The organism is Pseudoxanthomonas suwonensis, from assembly GCF_010093235.1.
Classification (GTDB): domain Bacteria; phylum Pseudomonadota; class Gammaproteobacteria; order Xanthomonadales; family Xanthomonadaceae; genus Pseudoxanthomonas; species Pseudoxanthomonas suwonensis.
In genome coordinates this window covers 72271-97340 of sequence record NZ_PDWP01000011.1, presented here as the reverse complement: position 1 = coordinate 97340, position 25070 = coordinate 72271, and the positions used below count along the sequence as shown (strand labels likewise).

The following is a 25070-nucleotide window of genomic DNA, read 5'->3' as shown; positions in this document are numbered from 1 at the left end:
CGCCCGCGCGCCCGGGCGCGACCTGCCAGCTCAGCCCAGCGTCGCCGAGCGCTCGTACCAGTCGACCCGGCGGGTGACCAGCATCACCGTGGCCAGTACGCCGAACAGCAGCAGCGAGCCCATCAGCAGCGCGTTGTCCTCCGAGACAAGCAGGCTGTAGAGCACCCCGTACAGCCCGGCCAGCAGCCCGGCGAACACGCTGGCACGCCACCAGCTGCGCAGCACGCCCGACAGATATGCGAACTGCAGCCCTATGCACGCCGCGGCGGAGGCCAGGTAGGCGCGGCCGAAGGGGATGTGCTCGGCCAGGCCCAGCAGCAGCAGGAAGAAGATCGCCAGGGCCAGGCCGACCATCAGGTACTGCAACGGATGGATGCGCAGCCCGCGCACGAGCTCCAGCAGGGCGAAGCCGACGAAGGTGAGGACTACGAACAGCACCCCGTACTTGCTGGCGCGGTCCACCCGGGTATGCACGTCCACCGGATCGACCAGGCTGACCGCGATGCTGTCCGAGCCGACCGACCGCTCCGGCTCGCCACCACGCGCGGCCCCCAGCACCTGCGACCGCGCGCTGCTGGCCAGCGACGACACGCTCCAGCTGGCCTCGAAGCCGTCGGCGCGCACCTCGCGCCGGGTCGGCAGGAAGTCCCCGCCAAACTGCGGATGCGGCCAGTCCGAGTGCAGCAGGACTTCATTGCTGTCGCCGACCGGCACGATCGCCAGCGAACGGGTACCGGTCAGGTCCATGCGCAGCCGCACCTGGCCTCCCGCAAGCAGGGCCGCATCGTCGGCCAGCGGTGCCAGCTGCGCGTGCAGGCCTTCGATGCTGCCGGCCAGGCCGGCGGTGCCGGACTCCAGCCTGGCCGCGGTACCGTCCACTTCCAGCACCGGTTGGCCGACCAGGCCACGCACGTCGTCCACGCCCAGCACGAGGTACGGGGTGCCGTAGCGGCGCCCCTCGACCGCCGGCAGCGGCAGCGGCTCGAACGTCGCCTGCACGTCCGCCTGCCAGCGGAAACCGAGCACGTCGTACAGCCCGATCCTGCGCAGGTCCGGCAGCAGCTCGCCGCCGGCATGGAAGGTGGTGGGCGCCTGCACCAGGTAGCCGGACACGGTCTCCTCGCGCAACTCGATCCTGCCGGCGACGGTGGTGTTGACCTGGCGCGCCGCGGTCCAGGGCACGACCCGCAGCGGGCCCACCAGCCGCTGGGGGCCGGCCATGCTTTCGGTCACCCGCTGTTCGGCCGCATGGCGGTGGACCTGCCTGTCCGTGACCACGCCGCGGATCATCGCCAGGGGAACCAGCAGCACCAGGAACAGCGCGCCGATCGTGAGGAACCGCAACAGCAGCTTGAAGGATGTCATCGGGATGCTCCGCAGTGGATACGCGGCGCATCGTCGGATCCGCAGGTGTCGCCCCGATGGGTCCTGCTTGAAGCGAATGTGAAGTCGGGGCTTCAGCCCAGCGGCAGCGACAGCCCGGCCTCGGCGCCGCCGCCGTCGCGATTGGCCAGCCGGGCCTGGCCACCATGCAACCGCCCGACCTCGCGCACGAACGGAAGTCCAAGCCCGGAGCTGCGTGGCCGGCCGTCGGGCCGTGCGAGCGAGTAGAAACGTTCGAACACCCGCTCCAGCGCGTAGTCCGGCACGCCAGGGCCGCGATCGAGCACGCGCAGCACGGCCTGGCCTGCTTCGACCCGCAGCGACAGCTGCACGGTGCTGCCGCGCGGAGCAAAGGCCAGCGCGTTGTCCACCAGGTTGGTCAGGGCCTGGCGCAGCAGGAAACGGTCGCCATTGGCCCGCAGGGGCTGCGGCGGAAGCTCCAGCTGCAGTTCGACCCCGGCGCTGGCCAGGCTCGGTTCGGCGGCCGCGGCCACCTCTTCCAGCAGGGCACCCAGCTCCACCGGCTCGCGCCTTTGCAGCCAGCCATGCTGCTCCACTTCGGCCAGGGCCAGCAGCTTGTCGATGGTCTCGGTAAGACGCCCCTGCTGCTCGAGGATGCTGCGGGCGAAGCGCTGGCGGTCGGCTTCCGGCAGTGGCTCCTGCAGCAGTTCGGCCGCGCCGCGGATCGCCGCCAGCGGGCTCTTCATCTCGTGGGTCAGCGACTGCACGTACTGCTCCACGTAGGCCTTACCCTCCAGCCGGCGGCGCATCTCCTCCAGCGCCTGGCCGAGGTCGCCGATCTCGTCGCGGCGGGATGGCGGCGGCGGCGCGGGCGCGCCCGCGGCCACGGCCCGCGCATAGCGCGCCAGCCGGCCGATGCGATGCGACAGCCAGGCCGTCACCAGCACCCCGACCAGGGCCGACAGGCCGATCAGCCACGCGCCCTGCCCCAGCATGCGCCGCTGCCCTGCCTCGATGAACGGCTCCAGGCTGCGGTTGGGACGGGCCACGGTCAGCACGCCGATCAGCCGCCCGGAGTCGTCGGGATCGAACACCGGCGCGGCCACGTGCATCACCGTGGCCGGTTCGTCTCCGGGCGATTCCGGGCTGGAACGGGCCCCGTATTCGCCGCGCAGGGTGCGATAGACGTCGTTCCAGCGCGAGTTGTCGCGGCCCAGGTCCTGCCCCCGCGAATCGAACACGACGATGCCCCGCGCGTCGGTGACCGTCACCCGCAGGTCGATGCCGTGCTTGGGCACGTCCCAGATCCGCGCGGCCGGGTCGCGGCGCGACGCCTGTTCAAGATGCCGGGCGAACCCGCCCTCGCCGATCCGCCCTGCCTTGAGGTCGGCGGCAGCCATCACCGCCAGCACGTTGGCGGTGTCGACCAGGGTCGATTCCATGGCCTGGCGCACGCCCGGCTTTACCTCGTCCACGAACACCCGCACCACGAAGAACGCGGCCAGGCCGACGATCAGGAAGAAGCCCAGGAACAGGCGCAGGCCCAGGCGCATTCAGGCCTCGATCGCGTAGCCGAGGCCGCGGTGGGTGCGGATCGGGTCGGGTTCGGCGCCGGCAGCACGCAACTTGGCCCGCAGGGTCTTGATGTGGGTATCCACCGTGCGGTCGCCGCTGGCCGCGGTGCTGTCCCAGGCCCGGTCCATCAGCTGGGCGCGGCTGAGGATCGCCCCGGGCCGCTGCAGCAGCGCCTCCAGCAGGGCGTATTCGTAGCGGGTCAGGTCCAGCAGCCGGCCGCGGTGGCGGATGCGGTGGCCGGCGCGGTCGACGGTGAACCCGCCGCGCTCCTGCCAGGCCACGTCGGCATCGGCCGCCGCGCGCCGGCGCAGGCGCGCGCGCACCCGCGCCACCATCTCCCGCGGCGAGAACGGCTTGGCCACGTAGTCGTCGCCGCCCAGCTCCAGGCCCAGCACGCGGTCGATCTCCTCGCCGCGCGCGGTGAGGAAGATCACCGGCAGGTCGCTGAAGGCGCGGATCTGCCGGCACACGTCGAAGCCGCCGATGTCCGGCAGGCCCACGTCCAGCACCAGCACGTCGATCCCGCCGGCGCGGACCCGTTCGACCGCCTGCCGCCCGAGCAGGCAGTGCTCGGCCTGCATGCCCTCGCTGCGCAGGGCATAGAGCAGCGTGTCGGCGATCGCCGGTTCGTCGTCGGCGATGAGGATCAGCGGCGCGGGTGGCATCGGCCAAGCATAGTCGCGCCCCATGGCGGCGGCTATGCTGCGCGCATGAACTACCGCCACGCCTTCCACGCCGGCAACCATGCCGACGTGCTCAAGCACGTCGTCCTGCTGGCGTACCTGGACGCCCTGCTGCGCAAGGACTCCCCGTTCTTCGTGCTCGACACCCATGCCGGCCGCGGCCGCTACCTGCTGCAGGGCGAGGCCGCCGGGCGCACCCGCGAGGCGGCCGGCGGGGTCCTGGCCCTGGCCGGGCGCAAGGACGCGCCGCCGGCCGTGGCCCGCTACCTGCACGCCGTGGCCGCCAACAACCCGGTCGACACCCTGCTCGCCTACCCCGGCTCGCCGCTGCTGGCGGCCCAGGCCATGCGCGAACAGGACCGGCTGGCCGCCTGTGAGCTGCATCCGGAGGAGGCGGCGGAACTGAAGTCCCTGTTCGCCCACGACGGCCGCGTCGCCGTGCATGCGCGCGACGGCTACGACGCGGTGCGCGCCCTGCTGCCGCCGCGGGTGGACGGCGTGCGCTATGCGCGCGGGCTGGTCCTGGTCGATCCCCCATACGAGGCCCAGGAAGCCGAGTACCCGCGGATCACCGATGCGGTGCGCGAGGTGCTGCAGCGCTGGCCGCAGGCGGGCCTGGCGATCTGGTACCCGATCAAGCAGCGCCGCTCGCTGCAGCCGTTCTTCCGCAAGCTGGCCGGATCGCCGGCGCGCTCGGTGCTGCTGGCCGAGCTGATGGTGCATCCGGACGATTCGCCGCTGCGGCTCAATGGCAGCGGCATGGCCCTGGTCAATCCGCCGTGGAAGCTGGACGAGGCGATCGCGCCGGTCCTGCCCTTCCTGCAGAAGCACCTGGGCGGGCCCGGGGCCTCGACCCGGCTGGAGTGGCTCAAGCGCGACGACGGCTGAACGCCGCCGCGCTCAGTCCTCGCCCTCGGGTTCGAAGAAGCTCCAGCGCACCACCGGGAACGTCGCCTTGAGGGCGCGCTCGACGGTGTCGATGTCCGCGAGCATGGCCCGGCCGTCGTCCACGCGGCGCATGCGCGCGTGGGTGGAGACCAGCACGTCGTTGCCCTGCTGCAGGGTGATCACGTGCAGCACCTCGGAAATCTCCGGGCGTCCGGCGAGGAATCCGGTGATCTGCGCCTGCAGCACCGGATCCACGCTCTGGCCGATCAGCATGGCCTTGACCTCGATCGCCACCAGCACCGCGACCACGATCAACAGCACGCCGATGGCGATGGTGCCCAGCGCGTCCCACAGCGGATTGCCGGTAGCCACCGCCAGGCCCACCGCCAGCAGGGCCAGGACCAGGCCGGTCAGCGCCGCCAGGTCCTCGCCGAAGATCACCACCAGCTCGGCCTGGCGGCTCTCGCGGAACCAGCCCCACAGCGAACGGTCGCCGCGGGCCTTGCGGATCTCCTGCAGGCAGGCCCGCATGGAAATGCCCTCGGCGACGATGGCGAAGGCCAGCACCCCGGCGGCCCACCACCACTGTTCCAGCGGCTCGGGGTGCCGCAGCTTGTGCACGCCCTCGTAGACCGAGAACATGCCGCCGACGCTGAACAGCATCACCGCCACCAGGAACGACCAGAAGTAGATCGCGCGGCCGTAGCCGAGCGGATGTTCCTGGCTCACCGGCCGCTTCGACTGGCGCAGGCCCAGCAGCAGCAGGAGCTGGTTGCCGCAGTCGGCAAAGGAGTGCACGGTCTCGGCCAGCATCGCGCCGGAGCCGGTGATGAAGGCGGCCACGCCCTTGGCCACGGCGATCGCCAGGTTGGCGCCCAGCGCGAAGAAGATCGCGCGCGTCGAATCACCGTTGCCAGCCATCTTGGCCTTCCTTTGCGGGAGCCGGCGGAGTCTAGCAAGGCCACCCGGCTCCCCGCGTGCATCGCGATGTGGGAATATCGGCGCCATGCCACGAAACCGGCTTCCCCCCTGGCACGAGGAATTCGTGCTGCCCAACCGCAGGGCCATCCTGATCCGTCCGATCCGCCCGGAAGACGCCGCGCCGCTGCACGCCGCGTTCGGGCTGCTGGGTCCGGAGGAGATCCGCGTGCGCTTCGCCGGCACCGGAGGCGAGCTGGACCTCGACGCCGCCGGCCAGCTGGCCCGGCCCGACCCGCGGCAGGAGCTGCTGCTGGTCGGCGCCGAGCCGTTCCCGCCCGGCGAGGCCATGATCGCCGGCCTCGGGCGCGCGCGCCGGGTACCGGGCACGCGCGAGGCCGAGTGCGCGATCCTGCTCGCCCGCTACGTGGCCGGCCTGGGCCTGGGCCGGCACCTGCTGCAGAAGCTGGTGAAGTGGGCCCGCGGCCGCTCGGTGGACCGCCTGTTCGGCGACATCCCCGAGACCAACCTGCCGATGCGGGAACTGGCCGATTCCATGGGCTTCCGCCTCGACCCCGAGGCCGAGGTGCCCGCGGGCCTGGTGCGGGTGGTGCTGGACCTCGGCCAGGACTGAGCCCCCGCCGCGCCGGCCGTAGCCGGCGCACACGGGCCGGGCGCGCCCCGGCGGCTACAATGGACGGCTCATGCCGTCGTCCAAACGAGCCGTGTCCTCCATTCCCCCGCTTCCCCGGCGTGGCCAGGCCCGCGCCTGGTGGAACGCGCCCGCCTCGCCCTCCGCACTGGCCTGGCACCTGGTCCAGGCCGCCCGCGCCCATCCCGGCCCGATCCTGTTCGTGGCCCGCGACACGCTGTCCGCCCACCAGGCCGAGTCCGACCTGCACCCCCTGCTGGGCTCCGGGGCCGACCTGCCGGTGGTGCCCTTCCCGGACTGGGAGACCCTGCCCTACGACCGCTTCAGTCCGCATCCGGACATCGTCAGCCAGCGCCTGGCCGCGCTGCAGCGCATGCCGCGGCTGGAGCGCGGGATCGTGGTGGTCCCGGTGCAGACCCTGCTGCAGCGCCTGCCCCCGCTGCGCTACATCTCCGGCAGCAGCTTCGACCTGAAGGCCGGCCAGCGCCTGGACCTGGACGCGGAGAAGCGGCGCCTGGAGGCGGCCGGCTACCGCAACGTGCCGCAGGTGCTGGATCCGGGCGACTTCGCCGTGCGCGGCGGCCTGCTCGACGTCTATCCGATGGGCGCGCAGGCGCCGCTGCGGATCGAGCTGCTGGACGACGAGATCGATTCGATCCGCAGCTTCGACCCGGAAAGCCAGCGGTCGCTGGACCGGATCGAAGAGGTGCACATGCTGCCCGGGCGCGAGACGCCCATGGACGAAGCCAGCCTGGCGCGGGTGATGGACGCCCTGCGCGAGCGCTTCGACGTCGATACCCGGCGCAGCGCGCTGTACCAGGACCTCAAGGCCGGCATCGCCCCGGCCGGCATCGAGTACTCCCTGCCGCTGTTCTTCCCGCCGGGCCGCGACGGCTCCGAGTCCACCGCGACCCTGTTCGACTACCTGCCGGTAAGCGTGCTGCCGGTGCTGGCCGCCGGTGCCGGCGGCTGCGCGGACGCGTTCTGGCAGCAGGCCGCCAGCCGCTACGAACAGCGCCGGCACGACGTCGAACACCCGGTGCTGCCGCCGGCCGAGCTGTACCTGGCGCCGGAAGCGCTGCGCGAGCGGCTCAACCGCGGCATCCGCATCGAGGTCTGCGGTCCCGGGCACACCCATGCGGCCGACGCCGCCGCGCTGGGCGACCAGCCGGCCCCGGCGCTGCCGATCGCCGGGCCCGACCACCAGCGCGCCGGCGAAGCGCTGCGCAGCTTCCTGTCCAGCTATCCGGGCCGGGTGCTGGTGGCCGCCGATTCGCCCGGCCGCCGCGAGGCCCTGCTGGAGGTGCTGCAGGCCGCGGGCCTGCAACCGAAGACCCTGGCCGGCTTCCCGGCCTTCCGCGACGGCGACGAGCGCTTCGCCCTGGCCGTGGCCCCGCTGGAAGACGGCTTCGCCCTGGACGAGCCGCAGCTGGTGGTGCTCACCGAGCGCCAGCTGTTCCCCGAGCGCGCCACCCAGCCGCGCCGCGCCCGCCGCGCCGGGCGCGAGCCGGAAGCCATCATCCGCGACCTGGGCGAACTGACCGAAGGCGCGCCCATCGTCCACGAGGACCACGGCGTCGGCCGTTACCGCGGCCTGGTAGCGATGGACATCGGCGGCATGCCCGGCGAGTCCCTGGACATCGAGTACGCCAAGGGCGACCGCCTGTACGTGCCGGTGGCGCAGCTGCACCTGGTCAGCCGCTACTCCGGCGCATCGCCGGAAACCGCGCCGCTGCACTCGCTGGGCGGCGAGCAGTGGACCCGCGCCAAGCGCAAGGCGCAGGAGAAGGTCCGCGACGTGGCCGCCGAGCTGCTGGAGATCCAGGCCCGGCGCCAGGCCCGCGCCGGCCTGGCGCTGGACATCGACCGCGCCATGTACGAGGGCTTCGCCGCCGGCTTCCCGTTCGAGGAAACTCCGGACCAGCACGCGGCGATCGAGGCGGTGCTGCGCGACCTGCAGTCCAGCCAGCCGATGGACCGCGTGGTCTGCGGCGACGTGGGCTTCGGCAAGACCGAAGTCGCGGTGCGCGCGGCCTTCGCCGCCGCCAGCGGCGGCCGCCAGGTGGCGGTGCTGGTGCCCACCACCCTGCTGGCCGAGCAGCACTACCGCAACTTCCGCGACCGCTTCGCCGACTGGCCGCTCAAGGTCGAGGTGCTGTCGCGCTTCAAGTCGAAGAAGGAAATCGAGGCGGAGCTGGAGAAGGTCGCGCGCGGCGAGATCGACGTGATCGTCGGCACCCACCGCCTGCTGCAGCCGGACGTGAAGTTCAGGGACCTGGGCCTGGTCATCGTCGACGAGGAACAGCGCTTCGGCGTGCGCCAGAAGGAGGCGCTGAAGGCGTTGCGCGCCAACGTGCACCTGCTGACCCTGACCGCCACCCCGATCCCGCGCACGCTCAACATGGCCATGGCGGGGCTGCGCAACCTCAGCATCATCGCTACCCCGCCGCCGAACCGGCTGGCGGTGCAGACCTTCGTCGTGCCCTGGGACGACAACCAGCTGCGCGAGGCGTTCCAGCGCGAACTGTCGCGCGGCGGCCAGCTGTACTTCCTGCACAACGACGTGGAAAGCATGGGCCGGATGCAGCGCCAGCTTTCCGAGCTGGTGCCGGAGGCGCGCATCGGCGTGGCCCACGGGCAGATGCCCGAGCGCGAGCTGGAGCGGGTGATGCTCGACTTCCAGAAGCAGCGCTTCAACGTGCTGCTGGCCTCGACCATCATCGAGTCCGGCATCGACATCCCCAACGCCAACACCATCATCATCAACCGCGCCGACAAGTTCGGCCTGGCCCAGCTGCACCAGCTGCGCGGCCGCGTCGGCCGTTCGCACCACCGCGCCTACGCCTACCTGCTGGTGCCGCCGGACCGCCGCGCCATGACTCCCGACGCGGAGAAGCGGCTGGAGGCGATCGCCTCCATGGACGAGCTCGGCGCCGGCTTCACCCTGGCCACCCACGACCTGGAGATCCGCGGCGCCGGCGAACTGCTGGGCGAGGACCAGAGCGGACAGATGGCCGAGGTCGGCTTCAGCCTGTACACCGAACTGCTGGAGCGCGCGGTGCGCAGCATCCGCCAGGGCAAGCTGCCGGACCTGGATGCCGGCGAGGAAGTCCGCGGCGCCGAGGTCGTGCTCAACGTGCCGGCGCTGATCCCCGACGACTACCTGCCCGACGTGCATACCCGCCTGACCCTGTACAAGCGCGTGTCCAGCGCGCGCGACGGCGGGACGCTGCGCGAGCTGCAGGTGGAGATGATCGACCGCTTCGGCCTGCTGCCGGACGCGGTCAAGAACCTGTTCGCCATCGCCGAGCTGAAGCTGCAGTGCGATGCCCTGGGCATCCGCAAGCTGGAGCTTGGCGAGAACGGCGGCCGCATCGTGTTCGAGGCCAAGCCCAAGGTCGATCCGATGTCGGTGATCCGCATGATCCAGCAGCAGCCGAAGCTGTACGCGATGGACGGCCCGGACAAGCTCAAGGTGCGCCTGCCGCTGCCGGAGGCCGCCGACCGCTTCAACGCCGCGCGCGGACTGCTGACCGCCCTTGCCCCCAACTGAGCGCGCCTGCCGCTCGCCCCCCCGATGCACGCCCCCACCTCCGCGCCGCCGATCCCCCTCGGCGGCGCCAGCGCCTCGCTCAGGGCGCTGGCACTGGCGCTCGAACAGCGCGACGCCTACACCGACGCCCACTGCGACCGCGTCTGCCGCCTGGCCATGCTGCTCGGCCAGTGCTTCGACCTCGGCCAGGCACGCCTGGGCCACCTGGCGCTGGCTGCACGCTTCCACGACATCGGCAAGATCGGCGTGCGCGACGACGTGCTGCTCTACCCGGGCCGGCTCGACGAGGCGCGCCGCCAGCGCATGCGCCTGCATCCGGAGCTGGGCGAGCAGCTGTTCCGGGCCACCGAGCGCGACGATGCCATGGAGGGGGCCGGCCTGATCCGGCACCACCACGAGGCCTTCGACGGCAGCGGCTATCCCGACGGCCTGGCGGGCGCGGCGATCCGGCTGGAGGCGCGGATCCTGGCCGTGGCGGACGCCTACGACGCGATGACCTCCGACCGCCCCTACCGGCCCGCGCTGTCGTCGAAGGCGGCGATGGCCGCACTGGCGGACGACCGTGGCCGGCGCATCGACCCGGAGGCCTACCGCCAGCTCGAAGCGGTGCTGCGCCGCGCCCCCGGCGCCGCGCCTGAGGCGGCCCGCCTACAGCTGCGCCTCCGCCGGCAGCCAGCCGATCACGCGCGCGGCTGCACGCTGCCAGGCCTTCGACTCCGGCTCGTCGTCCCAGACCACCGGCGGATCGGCGGCATCGTCGTGCCAGCGCAGCCGGCCATCGTCGAGGCTCAACCGGTACGAGGTCTGGGCCGAGGTCTTCACCGCGTACAGGGCCTCCAGCTCGGCGGCCGCGGCAGGATGCTCGAACATCAGGCCCATCTCGGTATTGAGCTTGACCGAGCGCGGGTCGAGGTTGAACGAACCGATGAAGCCGTGGCTGCCATCGACCACGTAGGCCTTGGTGTGCAGGCTGGCGCCGCTGGAGCCGAACAGGCTGGTGTTGACCGCGCCGTGCGGCTTGAGCTCGTACAGCTTTATTCCGGCTTCCAGCAGGGGCCGCCGGTATCCGGCATAGCCCCCGTGCACGGCGAGCACGTCGTTGGCCGCCAGCGAGTTGGTGAGGATGCTCACGTCCACCCCTCGCCGGCGCATGCCGGCGAGCCACTCCACGCCGGCATGGGCGGGCACGAAGTACGGCGAGATCAGCTTCAGGTCGCGGCGGGCGGTGCTCACGCGCGCGACCAGCACCGGGGTCATCCAGTCCGGCCGTTGCGGCGCGCCTTCGGCCTTCTGCGGCGGATCGGAAACGATCATGGCGTTGTCGGTCCAGTGCATGGACTGGCGCTGGAGCAGCTCGCGCACCCGGTCGGAGGCGCGCAGGCGTTCCAGGTACGGGCCGGCACGGTCGGACTCCAGGCCGGCGTCGAGGCTGGCGCGCACCTTGTCCAGCGCATCCGGAGCGGCCTCCACCAGTGCCGCCAGCGGGATCGCGCTGGCGCTGTTCCAGAAGGCGTCGAACACTTCCTCGGCCTGTCGGGCGGCGACGCCGATCACGGCCACGTCGGTGTCCATGAAGTTCACGTCGGCCGCGGCGTCGAAGTACTCGTTGCCGATGTTGCGCCCGCCGACCACGGCCACCCGGCCATCGGCCAGCCAGATCTTGTTGTGCATGCGCCGGTTGAGGCTGACGAAGCGCAGCAGCAGCTCCGCGCCGCGCACCAGGGTGCCCTCGCGGGCCCGGGTCGGGTTGAACAGCCGGACCTCGATCAGGGGATGGCTGTCCAGCGCCGCCAGCACCGAATGGCTGCCGTGCACGTTCATGTCGTCCAGCAGCAGGCGCACGCGCACGCCGCGGTCGGCCGCCTGCAGCACCTCGTGGTGCAGCATGTTGCCGGTGAAGTCGTCGTGCCAGATGTAGTACTGCAGGTCAGGCTGCGCCCGGCCGAACGCGCGGTCATCGCGCGCACGGCGAAGGCGTCGAGGTTGTCGCCCAGGATCACCATGCCGGTCTGGCCCGGACGCGCATCGGTCATCGGCACGACGGCGCGGTCGATCCGGGTCTGGTCGTCGGCCAGCGGCAGCGCCATCACCACCTCGCCGCGCGCGCTTTCGGCGAAGCGGCCATAGGCGTAAAGCGACAGGACCGAGGCCAGGGCGAACGCCGCCAGGCCGATCCCGCCCCACTTGAGCACCTTCTTCGCCTTTGCCTTCATCGCGCACGCAAACCCACCAGAGGAGTGGGCGGATTGTAGGCACGGACCCGGAAGGACGCCGCATGCGGGCGCGCCGCCGCGTCCAGCCTACTCGGCCAGCAGCCGATGCAGCGGCGCGGTCGCCTCCTGGCCTGCCTCCTCCTCGATCCAGGCAGCCACCGCCGCCACTTCCGGGCGCAACTCGGCCTCGGCCTGCAGCAGCCAGTAGCCATGCCCGGAAGACGCCGGCGCCGGCAGCTGGTCCAGCACCACCAGCCGCCCCTCCTCCAGCAAGGGCCGCACCAGTTCGCGCCGGCCCAGGGCGATGCCCTGCCCGGCCAGCGCGGCCTGGATCACCAGGTCGTACTGGTTGAAGTGCAGGATCGCGCGCGGGCGTGCCTGGCCCCAGCCGATGGAGGCCAGCCAGGGCAGCCACTGGATCCAGGGATAGCCAGGCTTCTCGAACTCCAGCAGGGTCAGCCCGGCCAGCGCTTCCGGGCCCTCCAGCGCGCCCACCCGCAGCGCCGGGCTGGCGACCGGGACCACGGTCTCATGGAACAGCAGGCGCGCCCCGGGCGGCGCGCGTTCGGCACTGGTGTAGCGGATCGCCAGGTCGACCCCGTCGTTGCGCAGGTCGACCACGCGGTTGTGCGCCGACACCCGCACGTCCACGCCGGGATGCCGGGCCTGGAACCGGCTCAGGCGCGGCAGCAGCCACAGCCCCGTGAAGCCGATGGTGGCGCTGACCGTGACCGGCCGGCTTCGGGCGCGCTCGCGCACCGCGCCAAGCGCGTCCTGCAGCTGCTGCAGGGCGGCGTCGGCGCTGCGGAACAGGCGTTCGCCCTCGGCAGTGAAGGCCAGCGAGCGATGGCCGCGGCGGAACAGCCGGGTCCCCAGCTGCTCCTCCAGCGCCTGCACCTGGCGGCTGACCGCCGACTGGGTCAGGCACAGTTCGCGCGCGGCCTCGGTGATGCTCAGCCGCCGTCCGACGGCGACGAAGCCGCGCAGCAGGTCCAGCGAAGGCAACCGGTGCAGGTCCACTCGCATTCCTCCAGCGCATGCAGGCAGTCCGAAATCTCGTTTGAGCCGGACGCTCCGACCACGGTTAATGGCGGCAACCGCAGCTTACACGGATCGCCGCCATGACTTCCCGCATCCTTGAGGATTCCATGACCGCATGCGAACCCGGGCCCGGCCGGGCCCGGGTGTGGATGGTGGTGGTGGCGGCCGGCGCGGTGATGGGCCTGGCCCTGGGCCTGCGCCACGTGCAGGGCCTGTTCCTGTTGCCGGTCACCGGGACCCGCGGCTGGTCGCGGGAACTGTTCGGCCTGGCCCTTGCAGTGCAGAACCTGGTCTGGGGCCTGGCCCAGCCGCTGGCCGGCATGGTCGCCGACCGCCACGGCTCCGGGCGCGTGGTCGCCAGCGGCGTGGTGCTCTACGTGCTCGGGCTATACGGCATGACCCGGGCCACCACCGCCGCCGGGTTCGTGCTGGCGGCAGGCGTGGTCACCGGCCTGGCCCTGGCCGGGACCGCGTTCGGCGTGGTCTATGCGGCGGTCAGCCGCCAGTTGCCCGGCGAGCGCCGGGCCTGGGCGGTGGGCATGGCCGGCGCGTTGGGCGGGCTGGGCCAGTTCCTGCTGGTGCCGGCGACTCAGGGGCTGATCGAAGGCCTGGGCTGGCAGGGCGCGCTGCTGGCCGGCGCCGCGGCGTTCGCCCTGATGCTGCCGCTGGCGCGGGTGCTGCGCGAACCGCGCCCGGCCGCCGGTGCGCAGTCCGCACCGCCGCAAGCGCTGGGCGAAGCCCTGCGCGAGGCCTGTGGCCACCGTGGCTTCTGGCTGCTCAACCTGGGCTTCCTCGCCTGCGGCTTCCAGCTGGCCTTCATCGCCAACCACCTGCCCGCCTACCTGGCCGACCGCGGCCTGGCGCCGGAGGCGGCGGTGGCCGCGCTGGCCACCATCGCGCTGGCGAACGTGGCCGGGATCTACGCCTGCGGCGTGCTCGGCGGCCGCTACCGGCCCAAGTACCTGCTCGCCGGGCTCTACCTGGCGCGCAGCGTCGCCATCGCCCTGTTCGTGCTGCTGCCGCCGGGGCCGTGGACGCTCTATCCGTTCGCCGCGGTCATGGGCCTGATGTGGCTGGGCACGGTGCCGCTGACCAATGGCGTGCTGTCGGGGGTGTTCGGGCTGCGCTACCTCGGCACCCTGTTCGGCCTGGTGTTCATCGGCCACCAGCTGGGCTCGTTCCTGGGCGTGTGGATGGGCGGGCGCGTGTTCGAGGCGACCGGTTCCTACGCCCTGGTGTGGCTGCTGGCCATCGCCCTGGGCGTGCTCGCCGCCGCCCTGCACTGGCCGATCGACGACCGCCCGCTGCTCCGCTCCCCCGCGCCGGCCGCCGCATGAGCCGCCTCCGCGCCGCCGTCGCGCTGCTGGCCGCCGCGGTGGCGTGCGTGCTGTTGTTCGCGGCCTGGCTGCACCCGCGCGTGGTCTCCGCCTGGCTGGGCGCCTGGACCACGGCGCTGTGCGGATGACCCCAACCCCGCTCCATGGAGTTCCTATGCGCATCCACTACGACAACGAACAGCATGCCGCCGACTTCATCCGCCTCAACGAGGCCTGGATCGGCGAGTACTTCCGGCTCGAGGAAGCCGACCGCGCGCTGGCGCGCGACCCGATGCGGATCGTGCGCGAGGGCGGCTCGATCCTGACCCTCAGCAACCGCGGCGAGGTCATCGGTGCCTGCGCGCTGCTGCGCGAGGAGGACGGGATGATGCAGCTGGCGCGCATGGCCGTGGCCGCCGGCGAACGCGGCAAGGGCTGGGGCCGGATCCTGCTGGCCACGGCGCTGCAGCGGGCGCGCCAGCTGGGCGCCAGGCGCGTGCGCCTGTTGTCGAACACGCGCCTGGGAGCCGCCATCCACCTCTACGAGGCCTTCGGCTTCCGCGCGGTGCATCGCGGCCCGCACCCCCGGTACGCCCGCTGCAACATCGTGATGGAATGCGAACTGCCGCCGGTCGAGGCAGGCGGCACGCCATCCACGGATCCGGCCCCGGAGGTCGAGGCATGAACCCTTCCCACATGCGTCCGGTGGCGATCGTCACCGGCGGCAGCCGCGGCATCGGCCGCCGCATCGTCGAACGGCTGCATGCCGATGGCCATGCGGTGCTGTTCACCCATTCGTCCTCGGATGCGGAAGCGGCCGCGCTGCAGGCGGCGCTGGATCCATCCGCGCGCAGCTGCCGGGCGCTGCGCCTGGACGTCACCGCCGCCGATGCCGCGCCGCGACTGTTCGATGCTGCCGAGGCGCTGGGACCGGTGGCCGCGCTGATCAACAATGCCGGGGTGACCGGGCAGCTGGGCCCGATCGAGGCGCTGGACGACGCCTGCCTGGAACGCATCCTCGCGGTGAACCTGGCCGCGCCGGTGCGCCTGTGCCGCGAGGCCGCGCTGCGCTGGCGCGGGCGCGACGCACGCTCGGACATCGTCAACATCAGCTCGGTGGCCGCGCGCACCGGCTCCCCCGGCGAATACGTGGCCTATGCGGCCTCCAAGGCCGCCCTGGAAGCGCTCACCGTGGGCCTGGCGCGCGAACTGGCACCGCAGCGCATCCACGTCAACGCGGTGGCACCGGGCACCATCGACACCACCATCCACGCACGCGCCGGCGAACCCGGGCGCGCCGCGCGGGTCGCCGCGCGCATCCCGATGCAGCGTCCCGGCCAGCCGGAGGAAGTCGCCGCGGCGGTGGCCTGGCTGCTGTCCGCGCAGGCGTCCTACGGGACCGGCAGCGTGCTTGCGGTCACCGGCGGCCTGTAGCGCCGGCCCGCCGTTCCGCAACGGAAATATGGCGCCCGGCGCACGTGGGCGCCGGGCGGACGTATGCTGCCCCGGCATCCCGCGCAAGGAGCACCGTCATGCCGCTGGTGACCGTCACCGTCCGCAAGCCCAAGCCTCCCGCCTTCAAGGCAAGCGTGCTCGATGCCGTGCCAGCCGCGCTGGTCGCCTCCGGGGTTCCGGAGACCGACCGCTTCCAGCGCGTAATCGAGCTGGACGCGGCGGACTTCCGCTACGACCCCAGCTACCCCGACCTGGGCTCGCCCCGGGGCGAGGACTTCGTCCTGGTCGAGATCCTGTGGTCGGTGGGCCGCAGCGTGAAAGTAAAGAAACGGTTGCTGGCCGACCTGATGGAGCGGCTGGCCGCCCAGGGCCTGGATCCGGAGCACGTGATGGTGTGCTTCAAGGAAACCACCTGGGAGAACTGGTCCTTCGCCGGCGGCCGCCTGATCCACGCCTGACCGGCCGCGCGGGCCGCGCTAGCATCCGCACGCCCACCCCACGCACCGGAGCCCGCATGCAGATCCGCAGTGCCACGCCCGAAGATGCCGCGGCCATCGCCGCGATCTACAACCCCTACGTCGCCGGCACCTGCATCACCTTCGAGACCGAGCCGGTAGCGGCCGCGGAGATGGCGACGCGCATCTCCGAAACCCTCGATGGCGGCCTGCCATGGCTGGTCGCGGAGGAAGCCGGCACGATCCTCGGCTACGCCCATGCATCGCGCTGGAAGGGCCGTTGCGCGTACCGCTACTCGGTCGAGACGACGGTCTACCTCGACCAGGCCCGCACCGGCCGCGGCATCGGCAAGGCGCTCTACTCGCCCCTGCTTGACGGGCTGCGCAAGGCCGGGCTGCATGCCGCGATCGGCGGCATCGCCCTGCCCAACGAGGCCAGCGTCGCCCTCACGAACGGCTCGGGTTCCAGAACGTGGCCCGCTTCCGCGAGGTCGGCTTCAAGCAGGACCGCTGGATCGACGTCGGCTACTGGCAGCTGATGCTGCAGGGGTCCTGACCGCCACGCCGATCCACGGCGCCAGCCAGCGCAACCAGCGCGGACGCCAGGCCAAGGCGAACGCCACCGCCAGCGCCGCACCGGCCAGGGCCATCACCCAGAGCAGTACCGCCATGCTGGCGTGGTCGGCGGCCAGGGCCAGCAGGAGGCCGACGACGAGCGCCGTGCCGCCAAGCACCCGCAGCAGGCGCGCAGCGCCCGGCGCCAGCGCCCTGCCCCAGGCCTGGCACGCATGCACGTCCATTGCCAGCGCCAGCCAGCCCATGCCGGCCACGCAGGCCAGCAGGGTCGCGGCATGCAGGAGGGCATCAGGCATGCACCGCCTCCCCCTGCCCGGCCGCAGTCTCACGCAGCGCGGCTGCGGCCGCGGCGGCGCGGGCCTTTCGCCCCAGCCGGACCGCGACGGAACCGGCAATCATCGCGGCCGCCAGCAGCGACAGGTCCACGCCCGCCACCGGCCAGTACCCCTGGCCGAGGGTGCGCAGCAGGTGGTCGCCGGTGGTGATCCAGTTCAGCACCGGTGCGGCCACGGCCAGCAGCGCGATCGCCCAGGCCTGCTCGCGCCAGGCCGGATTGGGCAGTCCGCGCGCCACCGGCGCGCTGCGCCAGGCTGCATGCACCAGCGACGCCAGCCAGGTGCCCCAGACGCCCACCGCTCCCAGTCGCCGCGCCCGGGCAGGTGCTCCGGCAACACACGGTTGGCCACCAGGATGCCCAGGGTCGCCAGGACCATGCCGGTCACCGCGGCCACCGCCAGTGCGTCGACGATGCGCGCCCCCTGGCTGCCGCGCGCGGCATGCTGGCGCTTGCGCTTCTCCACGAAGAACAGGAAGCCGGTGGCGATGCATGCCGCCCCGCTGAGTCCGCCCAACACGTACAGCCAGCGCAGCAGCCAGTGGCGGAAATGCTGCAGGTGCAGGCCGGTGAGGAACTCGGCCGCGCGCCAGGCCGGCGTGGCCGGCGGATCCTCGCGCAACAGCTCGCCGGTATCGGCCTTGAAGTGGATGCCCTGCCCGACCAGGGCGATGCGGTCGGTGCCGGCGCGGTACACGCTGACGTAGCCGTTGGCATCGCCCACGTGCTGCAGCACCAGGAAGCCTACGTCGCCGGCCATGCCGCGCGCCTCCCAGCGTCGCTGCGCCTCGGCCACCATCGCATCCACGTTGGCCAGCCCCGCGGCCACGCCGGAACGGCCGTGCGGCAGGCCCAGGGCGGCGGCCTCGTGCTTCTCGTGCATCTCGTGCAGGTCGTGCAGCTGGGTGTGACCGACCGGGAAGTAGTAGGTCGAAGCGAAGATCAGCAGTCCGGTGAAGGCGAAGAAGAAGTGGAACGGAAGCGCCACCACGCCGGTGAGGTTGTGCAGGTCCAGCACGCTGCGCAGGCGGGCACGGTCGGGACGGAAGGTGAAGAGTTCGCGGAACAACCGGCGGTGCATGACCACGCCGCTGACCAGCGCCGCCAGCATCGCCATGGCGGCCAGGCCCACGATCCAGAAACCCAGGTTCTTCCAGTCCACGGTCAGGCTGTAGTGCATCGGGTAGAAGAACCCGCTGCCGATCTTGAGCTGGTCGTCCCTCAGCGCCGAGCCGTCGCGCGGATCGATCGTGCCCAGCGCATACAGCTGCTCGTCGGGGTTCTTCGCGCCCGGCACCTCCCAGCCGGCGTAGATCGCCAGCACCGGATCGCGATGCGTGGTGTAGGCGCTCCAGTAGGCGATGCGGTCGAAGCGTTCCGGCATCGGTCCGTCCACCCGCGGGCGCATCGCTTCGACCAGGGCCGGATCCGGCTGCAGGCGCTCGAACGCCGGCCGCAGCACCCGTTCGAACGAGGGCATCGGCTGCGGCTCGAAGCGCGTGGCCGGCAGCGCCCAGCGGTCGATCTCGCGGTCGAACACCGACAGGGCGCCGAAGAAGAACGCGGCCATCAGCACGAAGCCGAGGACCAGGCCGAACCAGGTATGCAGCCATGCCATGGCCTGGCGGAAGTTCTGGAACATGCGCGCCTCCTTCAGGCCATCGTCGATTGCACGAACGAGCCAAGCGCCGCCAGCAGCGCGCCGCCGCCGACCAGCCCCAGCCAGGCCCAGGCCGGATGGCGGCGCCCGGCGACCACGCTGAGCAGCGCCACCAGCCACAGCAGCAGGCCCAGCGCGCTGGCGACGAACTCGGCATCGTGGAATTCCATCCCGGCCTTGAACATCAACGCCATGCCGGCGGCGATGAAGCCCCAGGCGAAGACATAGCCGCCCACCACGCCGGCGCCTACCCGCGCGGCAAGCTGCAGGCGTGGAGGGCGGGAACGGACGGTCGTGGCGGACATGGCTGCGTCTCCTGCGGGGCCGGCGTCAGAAACGCCAGTCCAGGCTCAGGGTGTAGTTGCGCGGGGCGCCGTAGTAGCCGGCACCGTAGCGGAGGGTGTTGATGTACTTCTCGTCGCCGATGTTGCCGGCGTTGATGCGCACGGTCGCGTTGGGCAGGAAGTCCCAGGCCGCGTACGCGTTGAGCACCGCATGGCTGTCCTGGCTGACCGTGCCGTTGAAGATGCGGCCCTGCCAGCGTCCGCCGACGCCCCAGGAAAAGGCTTCGTAACCGGGCACGCGGCCGCCGAGCAGCAGGTTGGCGCTGCGGCGTGGCACCCAGGAATAGGTGTCGTCGCCATCCAGTCCGTCCAGCTCGAGGGCGGTATAGCCCACCACCACGTCCAGGTGGTCGTTGATGCGGCCGGTGGCTTCCAGTTCCACGCCGCGCGATTCCACGTCCACGCCGGCATAGATGTAGGTGCCCAGGTCGTTGACGCCCACCGGCGTGGCCAGGTTCTGCTGGTCGGCCTTGAACACGGCCACGGTGGTCAGCAGGCGGTCGTCCAGCCAGCTGGCCTTGATGCCGGCTTCGTAGTTCACGCCCTTGCTGGGATCGAGGTAGCGGTTGTCCTCGTCGACCTGGTCCTGCGGCTGGTACAGGTCCGAGTAGCTGACGTAACCCAGCACCTGGTCGCTGAAGTCGAAGGTGAAACCGGCATAGGGACTGGTATGGCGGGTGGTCTGGTCGAACGCCGTCCCCTCCAGGTCGCCGCTGCGCCGGTACTCGGCGAAGTTGGCGCCGAGGATGGCCTTGAAGCGGTCGGTCATGGCAATGCGGGTGGCGCCGAACACGCGCTTCAGGCGCTGGTCCAGCACCGAGTACAGCGTGCGCTCGCCCCAGGCCGGCTCGGGGATGGCGTCGGTGGGATACGGGAAGGCCGGCAGCGCCCCCCAGGCCGGCGACGCCGGGTCGGCGTCGTATTGCCAGCCGTCGGTGTCGCTGCGCGACACGCTGGCGCCCACCACCAGCTCGTGCTCGCGGCCCAGCCACTGGAAGCGGCCATCCAGTACCAGCGAACCCAGGTGCGCGGTCTGCCGGTCGTCGCCGCCCCAGGGAAAGCCTTGGAGCCCGAGGCCGGTATCCGGGTCCAACCCGTCGCCGCCGACGAAGGCATAGAACATGCGGTCGTCGCCGGTGGCGCGGCGGTAGTTGTAGGCGGCCTTCAGCTGCCAGGCGTCGCCGAGCCGATGGGCGTATTCGACGAAGGCGGTGTGGTTGGTGGTGTTCCAGTACGTCCAGTCCTGGGTGGTGGTGGCGCTGGTCGGCCACTGCGCCTGGGTGCCGTCGTTGTTCGCAAACAGCAGCGCGCCCCACATGATCCCGTCGGATTTGGCCCGCTGGTAGGAATAACCGAATGCCAGGGTGCCGTTTGCGCCCACCTGGCCATCGACCACGCCGTAGACGAAGTCGCGTTCGTTGCTGTTGGCGCGCAGCCAGGAATGGCCGTCCTCGTGCGCGGCCACCACGCGACCGGCCCAAGTACCGTCGGCGGTGAACGGCGTGGAGTAGTCCAGCTCGGCGCGGGTGGTGTCCCAGGTGCCGCGGCTGATGCCCACGTTGCCCTGCCGCTCGTTGGTCGGGCGCTTGCGCACGTAGTTGATGGTGCCGGCCGCGTTGCCCACCCCGGTCAGCAGGCCGTTGGCGCCGCGGATCACTTCGACCTTCTCGTAGCCGGCCGTGTCGAAGGCGCCGGTCGCGATGCCCCAGCTGTTGGGCATGCCGACGCCGTCGATCTGGGTGTTGAGGATGTCGAAACCGCGCGAGCTGTAGCTGGTGCGGTTGGTCTCCCACTCGTCCACCTGCACGCCGGTGGCCAGGCGCAGGGCCTCGTTGACGCTGTCGGCCCCGAACAGGTGCATCTGCTCGGCGGTGACCACGCTGATCGACTGCGGGGTCTCCTTGATCTCCAGGTCGAGGTTGGTGGCGCCGGTACTGGCGCGGCTGGCGCGCTGCGCGACCACCAGGACCGCGTCCAGCTCGGGGGCGGCCGGCACGCCGCTCTCCTCGGCCAGCACGGACGCGGCGGGCGCGGCCAGCGCGAGGGCCATCGCCACGCACGCGGCAAGGGTGCGGCGGCGGGGGGCAGGCATCGGGACGGGAAACGACGGGGTGCAGCGAGGACTCACGTGACGGCTCCGGGAAGGACATGGAAGGCCGGTCGCCGGGCTCCGGCCCCGCCCGCCCAAGCCAACCGCGATGGCGGTTTCAGGCGTTGGGGCGGCATGGAGCAGTGGCATGGCGGTGGCGGCAGCGGTAACGCCCTGGCCGGCCGCTCATGCGTCCGGTGCCGGGCTGTGCAGCCTGCTGCCTTGGAGTGCCTCGCCTTTCCCGGCGCTGCATCGGCGGCCGCGGGTCCCTGCGGCCGTCCTGGGTGGAGCTGCTGCGCGCATTAAATGCGAATCGCTCTCATTCCGCAAGCACCACGATCCCGCACCTGCTGTACGGCGCGGATCAGGGGTCGATGGCGATGCCCAGCCGGCGGCACACCGGCCCGGCCAGGAGCGCACCCAGCACGGCGCTGGGGAAGCCGTACAGCAGTACCGGCACATATGCCATGGACGCCCCACCCCCGGCATCGGGCCGGATGCAGCCCACGTAACCGGCCCACAGCAGCCAGGGTGCGAACAGCGCGCAGGCGCCGACCGCCCGCAGCGGATTGGCGGTGCCCAGCGCTACCAGAGCCGGCACCAGGGGCGGCAGCACGAAGACCCCGAACCCGACGGCGAACGCGTGCAGGTCCTGGCCATGGCAGCCGAAGCCGATCACGGCCTGGAGGGCGACCACGGCCGTGATCGCGAGGATGCCGGCAAGGCGCGCGCGGGTTCGCTGGATGCGCATGGGGTGTGCTCCGCACGAAACGCGACACCCGGCCGGAGCCGGGTGCCTGGGTGGTGTCCTACTTCGCCTTGCCCTGGGCGGCGACGGCCGCGGCGGCGCGGGCCGCCGCTTCCGGGTCGCCCAGGTAGCGGTGCGAGACCACCTTCAGCTCGTCGTCCAGCTCGAACAGCAGCGGGATGCCGGTGGGGATGTTGAGCTCGAGGATGTCTTCCTTCGAGACGTCGTTGAGGTACTTGTACAGCGCGCGCAGCGAGTTGCCGTGCGCGGCCACCAGCACCGTCTTCCCCGACTTCAGCGACGGCGCGATGGCGTCGTGCCAGTACGGCAGCACCCGGTCCAGGGTGGTGGCCAGCGACTCGGTCGCCGGCAGCACGTTGCGGTCCAGGCCGGCATAGCGCGGGTCGTTGGCCGGGTGGCCGGCGTCGGACGGATCCATCGCCGGCGGCGGGATGTCGTACGAACGGCGCCAGATCTTGACCTGTTCCTCGCCGTGCTTGGCAGCGGTCTCGGCCTTGTCCAGGCCCTGCAGCGCGCCGTAGTGGCGCTCGTTGAGGCGCCAGCTCTTGTGCACCGGGATCCAGTCCTGGTCCAGCTCGCCCAGCGCGAGGTTGAGGGTGCGGATGGCGCGCTTGAGGGTGGAGGTATAGGCCACGTCGAAGCGCAGGCCCTCCTCGCGCATCAGCCGGCCGCCGGCGGCCGCCTCGGCACGGCCCTGCTCGGTCAGGTCGACGTCGACCCAGCCGGTGAAGCGGTTCTCGAGGTTCCACTGGCTCTGGCCGTGGCGCAGCAGGACAAGCTTGCGGGTCACTGTGTGGGGTCTCCGGTTCGTGGGTCGGAAGCGAGTCGCCGATTCTAGCGGCAAGGCGCACGGTTTCCGTCCGTTCCGGCGCGTATGGCGACGCCGCAGGAACGGACGGAAAGCACCGTCGCGCCGCCCGTGTACGCGCCTGCCGCCGGACCGTGCAATGCTGCGCCCGGTCTTCCCGCCGGAGCGCCCCATGACAACGATCGTCGAACCCCGCGTCCACGACCTCGGCAACGGCTTCCTGGTGCGCCGGGCCGTCCCCACCCTGCAGGCACGCAGCGTCGGGCCCTTCGTGTTCGTCGACCACATGGGACCGGTGGTGTTCGAACGCGGCCACGGCATGGACGTGCGCCCGCACCCGCACATCGGCCTGGCCACGGTGACCTTCCTGTGGGACGGCGCGATCCACCATCGCGACACCCTCGGGTCGGACCAGGTGATCCGTCCGGGCGACATCAACTGGATGACCGCCGGGCGCGGCATCGCCCACTCCGAGCGCACCCCCGCCGCGGAGCGGGTGGCCGGCAGCCAGGCGCACGGCATGCAGACCTGGATCGCGCTGCCCAAGACCCATGAGGAGACCGCGCCGGCCTTCTTCCACCACCCGGCCGCGACACTGCCGCAGCAGCAGCGCGCCGGCGCCTGGCTGCGGGTCCTGGCCGGGCGTGCCTACGGCGAGGAGTCGCCGGTGCAGGTGTTCAGCGACACCCTCAACGTCGCCATCGACCTGGCGCCGGACGCGGAGCTGGCCCTGGACGACGGCCATGCCGAACGGGCGCTGTACATCCTCGAGGGAGAGGCGCAGCTGGATGGCAGGGACATCCCCGCGCGCCACCTGGTGCTGCCGGATCGCGGCACGCGGCCGGTACTGCGGGCCCTCACCCCGTTGAAGGCCATGCTGCTGGGCGGCGAGCCGCTGGATGGTCACCGCCACCTCTGGTGGAACTTCGTGTCCAGCTCGAAGGAACGGATCGAGCAGGCCAAGCAGGACTGGCTCGAGGGCCGCTTCGGCAGCATCGAGGGCGACCCGGAATTCATCCCCCTGCCCCAGCGCTGAACCGGACAGGAGGCCGTCTCATCGCGATAGCGACAGGCACGCCGTGCACACGCCTGATTCGGTTACGATGTTGCGATGCAACAGCCAGACTCCAAGCGTGGTCCCTCCATGCTCTACCAGCTGCATGAATTGAACCGCGCCATGATGGCCCCCTGGGTCCATCTGGCCGAAGCCAACGCGCGCATCTTCTCCGACCCCACCAGCTGGGCTTCCTCGCTGCCGGGCGCCGAACGCATCGCCGCCAGCAACGAGCTCGTCCACCGCCTGGGCAAGGATTACGAAAAGCCGGCCTGGAACATCCACGAGGTCGAGGTCGAGGGCCGTCAGGTCCCGGTGCTCGAGCAGGAGGCGCTGCGCAAGCCGTTCTGCCGGCTGGTGCGCTTCAAGCGCTACAGCGACGACGCCGCGACCATTGCCGCGATGAAGGACGACCCGGTGGTGCTGGTGGTCGCGCCGCTGTCCGGCCACCACGCCACCCTGCTGCGCGACACCGTCAGCACCCTGCTCCGCGACCACAAGGTCTACGTGACCGACTGGGTCGACGCGCGCATGGTGCCGACCGAGGCCGGCGCGTTTGGCCTGGACGACTACGTCGCCTATATCGAGGAGTTCATCCGCCACATCGGCGCCCGCGACCTGCACGTGATCAGCGTCTGCCAGCCGACCGTCCCGGTCATGGCCGCCGTGTCGCTGATGGCCGGACGCGGCGAGCCGATCCCGCGCTCGCTGGTGATGATGGGCGGCCCCCTCGACGCCCGCCGCAGCCCCACCGCGGTCAACAACCTGGCCACGCGCAATCCGCTGTCCTGGTTCGAGAACAACGTCATCCACACCGTGCCGCCGCCGTACCCGGGCCAGGGCCGCGCGGTGTACCCGGGCTTCCTGCAGCACGCCGGCTTCATCGCCATGAACCCCAGCCGCCACTTCATGTCGCACTGGGACTTCTACTCGGACCTGGTCAAGGGCGACCTGCAGGACGCCGAGGCGCACCGCCGCTTCTACGACGAGTACAACGCGGTACTGGACATGCCCGCCGAGTACTACCTGGACACCATCCGCATCGTGTTCCAGGAATTCCTGCTGCCGCGCGGCGAGTGGGTCATCGGCGACGAGCGCGTGGATCCGTCGGCGATCAAGGACACCGCCCTGTTCACCATCGAGGGCGAACTGGACGACATCTCCGGCCAGGGCCAGACCGAGGCCGCGCACGACCTGTGCAGCGGCATCGCCAAGTCGCACCAGAAGCACCTGACCGTGGAAGGCGCCGGCCATTACGGCATCTTCAGCGGCCGCCGCTGGCGCGAGAAGGTCTACCCGCAGGTGCGCGACTTCATCGCCAGGTACGCGCGCGACTGAACCTT

23 protein-coding genes and 2 pseudogenes are annotated in these 25070 nt (G+C 71.6%); 12 read left to right on the top strand and 13 right to left on the bottom strand.

The window, feature by feature from the left end; genetic code table 11:
• Positions 1-30: 30 nt before the first annotated feature.
• The 3 genes from creD to creB form a co-directional block, all read right to left on the bottom strand.
• On the bottom strand, positions 31-1365 hold the full coding sequence (creD, locus tag CSC68_RS07130; RefSeq protein ID WP_162202821.1) for a cell envelope integrity protein CreD: 1335 nt from the start codon (positions 1363-1365) through the stop codon (positions 31-33).
• Positions 1366-1457: 92 nt separating this feature from the next.
• On the bottom strand, positions 1458-2897 hold the full coding sequence (gene creC, locus CSC68_RS07125) for a two-component system sensor histidine kinase CreC (RefSeq protein WP_162202820.1): 1440 nt from the start codon (positions 2895-2897) through the stop codon (positions 1458-1460).
• Positions 2898-3584 (bottom strand): two-component system response regulator CreB, encoded by a 687-nt coding sequence (gene creB / locus CSC68_RS07120; protein ID WP_162202819.1) that lies wholly within the window; start codon positions 3582-3584, stop codon positions 2898-2900. It lies immediately after the preceding gene.
• A 45-nt stretch (positions 3585-3629) separates the two neighbouring features.
• Here creB and CSC68_RS07115 point away from each other — a divergent pair, with 45 nt between their 5' ends.
• On the top strand, positions 3630-4490 hold the full coding sequence (locus tag CSC68_RS07115) for a 23S rRNA (adenine(2030)-N(6))-methyltransferase RlmJ (protein WP_162202818.1): 861 nt from the start codon (positions 3630-3632) through the stop codon (positions 4488-4490).
• 12 nt (positions 4491-4502) lie between these two features.
• On the opposite strand, the gene CSC68_RS07110 is transcribed toward CSC68_RS07115, so the two are convergent.
• Complete coding sequence (locus CSC68_RS07110) at positions 4503-5411, bottom strand: cation diffusion facilitator family transporter (RefSeq protein WP_162202817.1); 909 nt, start codon at positions 5409-5411, stop codon at positions 4503-4505.
• 85 nt (positions 5412-5496) lie between these two features.
• Here CSC68_RS07110 and CSC68_RS07105 point away from each other — a divergent pair, with 85 nt between their 5' ends.
• The 3 genes and pseudogenes from CSC68_RS07105 to CSC68_RS16035 form a co-directional block, all read left to right on the top strand.
• Entirely contained in the window at positions 5497-6042 is a 546-nt protein-coding gene (locus CSC68_RS07105; protein ID WP_162202816.1) for a GNAT family N-acetyltransferase, read from the top strand.
• Between the two features lie 70 nt (positions 6043-6112).
• Complete coding sequence (gene mfd, locus CSC68_RS07100) at positions 6113-9613, top strand: transcription-repair coupling factor (protein WP_162202815.1); 3501 nt, start codon at positions 6113-6115, stop codon at positions 9611-9613.
• A 24-nt stretch (positions 9614-9637) separates the two neighbouring features.
• Positions 9638-10186: pseudogene (locus CSC68_RS16035) on the top strand (HD-GYP domain-containing protein); the annotation flags it as partial.
• A 75-nt stretch (positions 10187-10261) separates the two neighbouring features.
• On the opposite strand, the pseudogene CSC68_RS07090 reads toward CSC68_RS16035, so the two are convergent.
• Together CSC68_RS07090 and CSC68_RS07085 are read right to left on the bottom strand one after the other, a co-directional pair.
• Positions 10262-11826 (bottom strand): annotated as a pseudogene (locus CSC68_RS07090) (phospholipase D family protein).
• An 87-nt stretch (positions 11827-11913) separates the two neighbouring features.
• Complete coding sequence (locus CSC68_RS07085; protein ID WP_162202814.1) at positions 11914-12852, bottom strand: LysR substrate-binding domain-containing protein; 939 nt, start codon at positions 12850-12852, stop codon at positions 11914-11916.
• 95 nt (positions 12853-12947) lie between these two features.
• On the opposite strand from CSC68_RS07085, the gene CSC68_RS07080 reads away from it, so the two are divergent.
• The 6 genes from CSC68_RS07080 (at position 12948) to CSC68_RS07060 (ending at position 16632) form a co-directional block, all read left to right on the top strand.
• Positions 12948-14204 carry an MFS transporter gene (locus tag CSC68_RS07080; protein WP_246193479.1) on the top strand — a complete coding sequence of 419 codons (1257 nt, stop codon included), beginning with the start codon at positions 12948-12950 and terminating at the stop codon, positions 14202-14204.
• Entirely contained in the window at positions 14201-14332 is a 132-nt protein-coding gene (locus CSC68_RS16030; RefSeq protein ID WP_281353833.1) for a hypothetical protein, read from the top strand. The genes CSC68_RS07080 and CSC68_RS16030 overlap by 4 nt, the downstream gene beginning before the upstream one ends.
• A 26-nt stretch (positions 14333-14358) precedes the next feature.
• Entirely contained in the window at positions 14359-14868 is a 510-nt protein-coding gene (locus tag CSC68_RS07075; RefSeq protein WP_162202813.1) for a GNAT family N-acetyltransferase, read from the top strand.
• The gene (locus CSC68_RS07070) at positions 14865-15617 is read left to right on the top strand and encodes an SDR family NAD(P)-dependent oxidoreductase (RefSeq protein WP_162202812.1); all 753 of its coding nucleotides are present in this window, start codon (positions 14865-14867) and stop codon (positions 15615-15617) included. The genes CSC68_RS07075 and CSC68_RS07070 overlap by 4 nt, the downstream gene beginning before the upstream one ends.
• Before the next feature lie 98 nt (positions 15618-15715).
• The gene (locus CSC68_RS07065; protein ID WP_162202811.1) at positions 15716-16096 is read left to right on the top strand and encodes a tautomerase family protein; all 381 of its coding nucleotides are present in this window, start codon (positions 15716-15718) and stop codon (positions 16094-16096) included.
• A 56-nt stretch (positions 16097-16152) separates the two neighbouring features.
• Entirely contained in the window at positions 16153-16632 is a 480-nt protein-coding gene (locus tag CSC68_RS07060) for a GNAT family N-acetyltransferase (protein WP_246193478.1), read from the top strand.
• Here the strand turns inward: CSC68_RS07060 and CSC68_RS07055 are convergent.
• The 7 genes from CSC68_RS07055 to gpmA form a co-directional block, all read right to left on the bottom strand.
• Complete coding sequence (locus CSC68_RS07055; protein ID WP_162202810.1) at positions 16591-16965, bottom strand: DUF3325 domain-containing protein; 375 nt, start codon at positions 16963-16965, stop codon at positions 16591-16593. The genes CSC68_RS07060 and CSC68_RS07055 overlap by 42 nt on opposite strands.
• Positions 16958-17179 carry a hypothetical protein gene (locus CSC68_RS15925; protein WP_246193477.1) on the bottom strand — a complete coding sequence of 74 codons (222 nt, stop codon included), beginning with the start codon at positions 17177-17179 and terminating at the stop codon, positions 16958-16960. The genes CSC68_RS07055 and CSC68_RS15925 overlap by 8 nt, the downstream gene beginning before the upstream one ends.
• The gene (locus CSC68_RS07050) at positions 17161-18645 is read right to left on the bottom strand and encodes a PepSY-associated TM helix domain-containing protein (RefSeq protein ID WP_246193476.1); all 1485 of its coding nucleotides are present in this window, start codon (positions 18643-18645) and stop codon (positions 17161-17163) included. The genes CSC68_RS15925 and CSC68_RS07050 overlap by 19 nt, the downstream gene beginning before the upstream one ends.
• Before the next feature lie 11 nt (positions 18646-18656).
• Positions 18657-18968 (bottom strand): iron uptake protein, encoded by a 312-nt coding sequence (locus CSC68_RS07045; RefSeq protein WP_162202809.1) that lies wholly within the window; start codon positions 18966-18968, stop codon positions 18657-18659.
• A 25-nt stretch (positions 18969-18993) separates the two neighbouring features.
• The gene (locus CSC68_RS07040) at positions 18994-21099 is read right to left on the bottom strand and encodes a TonB-dependent siderophore receptor (protein ID WP_246193475.1); all 2106 of its coding nucleotides are present in this window, start codon (positions 21097-21099) and stop codon (positions 18994-18996) included.
• Positions 21100-21460: 361 nt separating this feature from the next.
• The gene (locus tag CSC68_RS07035) at positions 21461-21847 is read right to left on the bottom strand and encodes a Na+:solute symporter (RefSeq protein WP_162202808.1); all 387 of its coding nucleotides are present in this window, start codon (positions 21845-21847) and stop codon (positions 21461-21463) included.
• A gap of 58 nt (positions 21848-21905) precedes the next feature.
• Positions 21906-22655, bottom strand: coding sequence for a 2,3-diphosphoglycerate-dependent phosphoglycerate mutase (gpmA, locus tag CSC68_RS07030; RefSeq protein ID WP_162202807.1), 750 nt, complete (start codon positions 22653-22655; stop codon positions 21906-21908).
• A gap of 190 nt (positions 22656-22845) precedes the next feature.
• Between gpmA and CSC68_RS07025 the strand changes: the two genes are divergently transcribed.
• Together CSC68_RS07025 and CSC68_RS07020 are read left to right on the top strand one after the other, a co-directional pair.
• Positions 22846-23709 carry a pirin family protein gene (locus tag CSC68_RS07025; protein WP_162202806.1) on the top strand — a complete coding sequence of 288 codons (864 nt, stop codon included), beginning with the start codon at positions 22846-22848 and terminating at the stop codon, positions 23707-23709.
• Between the two features lie 108 nt (positions 23710-23817).
• A complete protein-coding gene (locus CSC68_RS07020; protein WP_162202839.1) occupies positions 23818-25065 on the top strand; it encodes a polyhydroxyalkanoate depolymerase in 1248 nt (415 codons plus the stop codon).
• Positions 25066-25070: the final 5 nt, after the last annotated feature.

Excerpts from the sequence above, each read along its gene's own strand:
- CSC68_RS07085 (WP_162202814.1), bottom strand. The coding sequence starts at position 12,852 with ATGCGAGTGGACCTGCACCGGTTGCCTTCGCTGGACCTGCTGCGCGGC.
- CSC68_RS07035 (WP_162202808.1), bottom strand. The coding sequence starts at position 21,847 with ATGCGCATCCAGCGAACCCGCGCGCGCCTTGCCGGCATCCTCGCGATC.
- CSC68_RS07110 (WP_162202817.1), bottom strand. The coding sequence starts at position 5,411 with ATGGCTGGCAACGGTGATTCGACGCGCGCGATCTTCTTCGCGCTGGGC.
- CSC68_RS16030 (WP_281353833.1), top strand. The coding sequence starts at position 14,201 with ATGAGCCGCCTCCGCGCCGCCGTCGCGCTGCTGGCCGCCGCGGTGGCG.
- CSC68_RS07020 (WP_162202839.1), top strand. The coding sequence starts at position 23,818 with ATGCTCTACCAGCTGCATGAATTGAACCGCGCCATGATGGCCCCCTGG.
- CSC68_RS07055 (WP_162202810.1), bottom strand. The coding sequence starts at position 16,965 with ATGCCTGATGCCCTCCTGCATGCCGCGACCCTGCTGGCCTGCGTGGCC.
- CSC68_RS07025 (WP_162202806.1), top strand. The coding sequence starts at position 22,846 with ATGACAACGATCGTCGAACCCCGCGTCCACGACCTCGGCAACGGCTTC.
- CSC68_RS07075 (WP_162202813.1), top strand. The coding sequence starts at position 14,359 with ATGCGCATCCACTACGACAACGAACAGCATGCCGCCGACTTCATCCGC.
- CSC68_RS07040 (WP_246193475.1), bottom strand. The coding sequence starts at position 21,099 with ATGCCTGCCCCCCGCCGCCGCACCCTTGCCGCGTGCGTGGCGATGGCC.
- creC (WP_162202820.1), bottom strand. The coding sequence starts at position 2,897 with ATGCGCCTGGGCCTGCGCCTGTTCCTGGGCTTCTTCCTGATCGTCGGC.
- CSC68_RS07105 (WP_162202816.1), top strand. The coding sequence starts at position 5,497 with ATGCCACGAAACCGGCTTCCCCCCTGGCACGAGGAATTCGTGCTGCCC.
- CSC68_RS07060 (WP_246193478.1), top strand. The coding sequence starts at position 16,153 with ATGCAGATCCGCAGTGCCACGCCCGAAGATGCCGCGGCCATCGCCGCG.
- CSC68_RS07070 (WP_162202812.1), top strand. The coding sequence starts at position 14,865 with ATGAACCCTTCCCACATGCGTCCGGTGGCGATCGTCACCGGCGGCAGC.
- CSC68_RS07050 (WP_246193476.1), bottom strand. The coding sequence starts at position 18,645 with ATGTTCCAGAACTTCCGCCAGGCCATGGCATGGCTGCATACCTGGTTC.
- CSC68_RS07065 (WP_162202811.1), top strand. The coding sequence starts at position 15,716 with ATGCCGCTGGTGACCGTCACCGTCCGCAAGCCCAAGCCTCCCGCCTTC.
- creB (WP_162202819.1), bottom strand. The coding sequence starts at position 3,584 with ATGCCACCCGCGCCGCTGATCCTCATCGCCGACGACGAACCGGCGATC.
- creD (WP_162202821.1), bottom strand. The coding sequence starts at position 1,365 with ATGACATCCTTCAAGCTGCTGTTGCGGTTCCTCACGATCGGCGCGCTG.
- CSC68_RS07080 (WP_246193479.1), top strand. The coding sequence starts at position 12,948 with ATGACTTCCCGCATCCTTGAGGATTCCATGACCGCATGCGAACCCGGG.
- CSC68_RS07115 (WP_162202818.1), top strand. The coding sequence starts at position 3,630 with ATGAACTACCGCCACGCCTTCCACGCCGGCAACCATGCCGACGTGCTC.
- CSC68_RS07045 (WP_162202809.1), bottom strand. The coding sequence starts at position 18,968 with ATGTCCGCCACGACCGTCCGTTCCCGCCCTCCACGCCTGCAGCTTGCC.
- mfd (WP_162202815.1), top strand. The coding sequence starts at position 6,113 with ATGCCGTCGTCCAAACGAGCCGTGTCCTCCATTCCCCCGCTTCCCCGG.